The organism is Salegentibacter salarius, assembly GCF_900168265.1.
Classification (GTDB): domain Bacteria; phylum Bacteroidota; class Bacteroidia; order Flavobacteriales; family Flavobacteriaceae; genus Salegentibacter; species Salegentibacter salarius.
This window is the reverse complement of sequence record NZ_FVZF01000041.1, coordinates 1-6,003: the sequence shown is the minus strand read 5'-3', so window position 1 is coordinate 6,003 and position 6,003 is coordinate 1. Positions and strand designations below refer to the sequence as shown.

The 6,003-nt window shown below is 39.0% G+C and carries 4 protein-coding genes; 1 reads left to right on the top strand and 3 read right to left on the bottom strand.

Features of this window, described 5'->3' with window-relative positions; translation table 11 throughout:
• Window positions 1-232 (top strand): transposase (locus B5440_RS15335; protein WP_143533323.1); only part of this gene is annotated, 232 nt, incomplete at its 5' end.
• Between the two features lie 139 nt (window positions 233-371).
• Here B5440_RS15335 and B5440_RS15330 read toward each other — a convergent pair.
• From B5440_RS15330 to B5440_RS15320, 3 genes are all read right to left on the bottom strand, one after another.
• Window positions 372-2,234, bottom strand: a complete 1,863-nt coding sequence (locus B5440_RS15330) for an OmpA family protein (protein ID WP_070054985.1) — start codon at window positions 2,232-2,234, stop codon at window positions 372-374.
• 17 nt (window positions 2,235-2,251) lie between these two features.
• A complete protein-coding gene (locus B5440_RS15325) occupies window positions 2,252-3,163 on the bottom strand; it encodes a PorP/SprF family type IX secretion system membrane protein (protein ID WP_070054986.1) in 912 nt (303 codons plus the stop codon).
• A 12-nt stretch (window positions 3,164-3,175) separates the two neighbouring features.
• A partial coding sequence (locus B5440_RS15320; RefSeq protein WP_143533322.1) for an HYR domain-containing protein occupies window positions 3,176-6,003 on the bottom strand: 2,828 nt, incomplete at its 5' end.

Here is a 6,003-nt window from a genome sequence, read left to right as displayed (position 1 = left end):
CGAGCGCAATCATAACCTGATCCGTCTCAAAGAAAAAGCTAGGAACCTACTATTAAGTGAAGCGGGAATAGCACATCGTAAACGTCGGTGCTGGGATGTGGAAGCCGTTTTTGGGAATATCAAGCAAAACATGGGCTTCAAGCGATTTATGCTTCGGGGAATGGAGAAAGTAACTACTGAAATAGGGTTAATCGCTATGGCGCACAACTTAAGAAAATTCAGTATAGCATAGGAAGGGGGCTTCCTTCCTTTTTTATCATTAAGAATATCTACAAAAGAAGAAGCGCTTCTCTCACAAAAACTTTTATCAATAAAAAAGGCCATCTAAATACTTTTTAGACGGCCTCTTTTCATTTAAAAGAACCTAATCTTTAATCCATATTCACCACACTAAACATAGAACGACGATTTAGTTGATGCTGCTCTTTGGAACACCTATCGCATTCTATTGCCGGTTGGCGCTCACCGTAGCCTTGCTCTTTAATACGATTTTCAGCTATTCCTTGCTCGATTAAATAGTCTCGAGTGGCTTCTGCTCTTCGCTGGGCTAAAGCTTCATTGTAAGCTTCGCTTCCGCGCTTATCGGTATGCGATCCGACTTCAATTACAAGATCGGGATACTCCTCTCGCATAAGTTTTACAAGTTTATCGAGTTCTTTTGATGCGTCTGGCCTAATATTACTCTTATCAAAATCGAAGTAAATATTATTTATTTCAGCAAGATATTCAACATCGGCCACCGGTTGAAGTGCAATATTGTACTCCATTTCTTCTGAATCTTCCATATTACTGGTATTCAGAGTAGCATTGAAGTTTTTATATTCAATTTGTTTTGCTTCCAACGGAATTTCCATGTTTCTATTTACCGTTGTTTTATAATTTCCATCCTCATCAGATTCTAGAAAAGCGATTTGCTCGTTATTTTCATCAAAAAGCCTAATCGTAGCCTGCGCAATAGGATTGCCATTTACGGCATCGGTTACCTTTCCTTTTAAAATTAAGGGCAGTAATTGATTAAATCCATAAATATTGTCTGATCCATCACGGTTAGAAGCTATAAATCCTGCATTACTATTAGTCTCCCTGAAATAGCTAAAATCGTCTAAGTTGCTATTTATGGTTTCTCCCAGGTTGATAATTTTATCATTTTCAGCCTTAAAATCTATTTTATAGATATCGGCTAAACCGTAACCGCCGTGCCCGGTAGAAGAAAAATAAAGCACCTCGTCTTCATCTATAAAAGGAAAGCTTTCGTCTTCAGCGGTATTAATTAAATCTCCCAGGTTTTCTGGATTCCCAAAACTATTATTGCCATTTATGGAAACTTTGTAAAGATCAGTACCTCCTTGACCGCCAGGCATATTTGAGGTGAAATAAAGGGTTTTTCCATCTGGAGATACCGATGGATGCCCTACGGAATATTCATTGTTATTAATAGGTAATTCCTGAATATTCACCCAGCTGTTTCCAGATTTTTGAGCGGAATAGATCTTTAAATGATTGGTTGCTTCTTTATCCCGTTTTCCTTCTTTGTCATTATAGTAGTTGTTACGAGTGAAATACAGCGTTGCGCCCTCCTTGCCAAAACTTATAGGGCCATCGTGTAATTTAGTATTGATTTCTCCCGAAATAGGGGAGACCTCAGAATTAGAATTTAATTGATAAACATCTAAAAATGGCTCTTCATTCCAGGAATATTCTTTTTCTGAATTCTCTGAATTTCTGGCGGAAACGAAGTAGGTTTTACCCTCGTGTTTTACAGCTCCAAAATCACTAAATTCTGAATTAAAGTCGCTTTTTTTAAGTGTATAGGTAGTTCGAATTTCGGGATTGTTTTTGTCTAACATTTTGCTGGCTTCAGCTGAAGCTTCCCCGTTGCTTTCCAGGTATTTTTGTAACCATTCGCGAGATTCCTCATATCTTTTGGCGCCTCTTAAAGCCTGGGCATATTCATAATAATATTCCGCCGAAATATTTGTAGAATCCTCCAAGATATCCTCGTAATAGAAAACCGCATTTTCGGGACTTCTTAATTTCATATAAGTCTCGGCAAGCTTTATCCTGTTTTCCCTGGTGTTATAGTCGTTCTCAATAAGCTCTTTATAAACCTCTACCGCTTCCATATAAGCCAGGTTATTATAAAGTTTATCTGCCTTTTTTTGTTTGCCGTATTGTGCCTGTAGCGAGATGCTAAACACGAAGAAAAATAGGCTTAAATAGTATAGTTTTTTCATAATTAGCAGCGTTTAATTTAGAAGAATCGAGGTGATTTATAACGGGTTTTCTGGAATCTGAACTCATAAATAAGTAAGATCTCATGAGATCCAGAAGTGTAGGGTCTAATGTCTGAGATTGAATATTCGTAGGCATAACCAGCTCTAAACCCGTCAAAAAGTTCTACATCCAGAAAAGCGCCCAGAGCGTCATCTATTCGCCAGTTGGCTCCCAGGTAAAATTTCTCATTAAAGATCATTGTTCCTGAGAAATCTACAGAAAGCGGGGCGCCGCTAGTCATTTTTAGCAAAGAAGTAGGTCTGAATTTCAGGTTCTCATTTAAATCAAAAACATATCCCCCGGTAAGATAATAATGAATCTGTTCCATGGCTAAAAACTCACTATACTCGTGATTGTTGTTGTTGATTAGCTTAGGAGCAGATGCGCCCACATACCATTTTTGGGAAGAAAGATAGAAACCAATCCCAAAATTGGGAGTCCATTTATTAAACCTATCCTCAAAGAATGGATCATTCAAAACCTGCTGATCGGTAAATAATTCCTGATCTAAGTTGTAATAACTCATCCCGGCTTTTAAACCCATTGCCAGAGAGATATTATTGCTGAAATCTAAGCGATAGGCAAAATCTCCGTAAGCATAGGTATAATTCTCATAACCGGTTTTATCGTTAATAATCGAAAGCCCAAGACCTACTTTATCGTTAGTAAGTGGGGAATGTATAGAGAGCGTTTGCGTATTTGGTGCTCCGCTAACTCCGGCCCACTGGTTACGATTTAAAGCAGTTATAGAGAACCCGTCCCTGCTCCCGGCATAAGCAGGATTAATAGATATGGTATTATACATATACTGGGTGAACTGCGGCAATTGCTGCGCTGAACCAGATATGGAAAACATAAGACAGAAAAGGAGTAGGTATAAGTATTTCATAGTTTTCTGTTTTTATTTTGTTCCTAAATAGATGTAACCTTGTATTGGGTCAAAGCCGCTATTTCTAATTTCCAGAATATAGAAGTATGTTCCTGATGGTAATTGATTAGAACTTGTTGCCGAATTTGTAGAATAGCCATCCCAATCGTTTTGATAGTTTGTGGCTTCATAAATTTTATTACCCCATCGATTAAAGATCATCAGGTCGTAAGTGAATCCACATTCACTAGCAAAATCTATGGTGAAATAATCATTACGATTATCACCATTTGGAGTTACGGCTTTAGAAATACTCGATTGTATATCTTCCAGGCTACAAGGTAATACTATACAATCATCGTTTATAGAAACAGTAACCTCTGTGGTAGAATTACAAATACCGTTGTTTAGTTGATATTCAAAAGTATAGGTGCCTATTGATAACATTGCCGGGTCAACAAAGCCCTGGGCTAATGCTCCTGTTTCTTCGGTATCTACCCAAACTCCCGAAGTGTCATATTCGCCTTGCAGCAGTTCAAAAAGATCAAAAGTAGAGTCGTCTATACAAAGACTAATTGTACTGGTTTCAATCTCACTGGCTATCGGTTCTTCTAAGGTTACTATGGTAGCTTCTGAAATTTGATCAAACTCATCTTTTGCGGTTACCTGGTAGGTTCCCGGTTCAAGCTCTGTAAATTCCTCTACTGCTAAATAGTTTTCACCGTCGATACTATAGGTAAGTCCAGCTTCAATATTAATCAGGATTACTCCGGTTGGTGTAACACAATCTGGCTGAATTAAATCGACTTGAGGAGCAGTTGGTGCAGGCGGAGTTTCTTCCGGCTCTTCTTCTACACTAACTGTAAAAGAACAGCTGGCCGTATTTCCTGAAGCATCAGTAACTTCATAAGTCACAATAGTTTCTCCTATTGGAAATTCTTCCCCAGACGCATAACCTTCAATTAATTCTATACTCGTTTCTGAACAATTATCTGTAGCTGAAATAGAAGCATAATTCACTACTACAGTCTCAGTTCCAAACTCAACGTTTAATTGAATATCTTCCGGACAGGCAATCACCGGAGCTTCATTATCGACAACAGTAACTGTAAAGCTGGAATTAATCGAATTACCATTCACATCAATTGCGGTATAGGTTACTGTGGTTTCTCCTAATGGAAATTCAGACCCAGGAGTCAAACCTTTAGTAAGTTCTATACTTTCTAATCCGCAATCATCAGTTGCAGAAGGAATAGCGTAGTCTACAATAGCACCGCATAAATCAGGATGGGTATTTAGCGTGATATCATTTTTATCTTCAATAACCGGAGCTTCATCATCAACTACACTTATTTCAAAGCTGCAATTTGCGGTATTCCCAGCTTCATCAGAAGTAGTAAATGTTATAGTGGTAGTTCCCACAGGGAATACTTCTCCTGAAGACAGACCCGCGGTTTGTTCTACAGTTACATTACCCGAATTATCGAAACCTTCTGGAGTTTCAAATTCTACAATAGCCCCGCAAATTCCGCTATCAGTACTTCTTACAATGTCTGACGGGCATTCTAAAGTTGGATCTTCAGTATCTTCAACGATGATATCAAAGCTACATTGAGTAGTATTTCCAGAAGCATCGGTAGCAGTAAAAGTTACAGTGTTCGTTCCAATTAGAAACTGAGAACCAGAAGTAGATCCACCGGTTTGCTCAACACTTACCTCGCAATTATCGGTTGCAGTAGCATCCTGGAAATTCACAACCGCGTAAGAAACGCCTGTTTCTGTACTTACCGTAACGCTTTCCGGGCAGCTTATTGCAGGAGCTTCATTATCTATTACGGTAACCGTAAAGCTTTCAGTGGAAGGATTTCCATAAATATCTGTCACGGTATAAGTCACGGTAGTAGTTCCCACCGGGAATTCTGAACCAGATTCTAAACCTTCCGTAATGAACATGCTATCAATTTCGCAATTATCAGTAGCACTAATTGACTGATAATTTACAACTGCTCCACATAGTGAAGGGTCATTGTTCACTACAAGATCGGTCATTTCTTCCACTACAGGTGCTTCATTATCCTTTACGATTACATCAAAACTACAGATCGTAGTATTACCTGCAGCATCTGTAGCTGTGAAAATGATAGTCGTGGTACCAATCGGGAAAATTTGTCCTGGCTCCAATCCACCCGTTTGTTCTATAGTGGCAGAATTGGAATTGTCACTGAACTCAGGTATGCTAAATTCAACAATAGCTCCACAGGTACCAGGGTTATTATTCAGGTTCATCGTATCTGGACAGGCGATGACTGGTCCTTCCGTATCAATAATTGTTATCGTTACGATCGCTGAATCAAATGCGCCATTACCGTCTGTTATGCTGTATTCAAAACTATCTGTTCCTACAAAGCTATCATCCGGAGAATAAGTGATGGTTCCATTATCATTAATAACAACAGTTCCATTTCCTGGTTTAGTTGCATTGGTAATAGTTAAGGCATCACCATCAATATCTGAATCATTATCAAGAACAGATACGATCACCAGGGTATCCTGATCAGTTTCTTCGGAATCATCCACCGCGATTGGTGCATCGTTCACACTACCGATGTTGATCGTAACAGTAGCGGTATCGAATCCTTCATTTCCATCGGTGATGGTGTATTGGAAAGAATCGTTTCCGTTGAAATTCTCATTCGGAGTATAGGTAATAGTACCATCGGTATTCACTATTACAGAACCATTTGCTGGGCTAGTGGTTTCTGTAATTTTAAGTGGATCATTATCCGGATCAGAATCGTTTTCCAGGACGGAGATAGTTACCGGCACATCTTCCTGAGTTTCCTCGGAATCATCCACCGCGA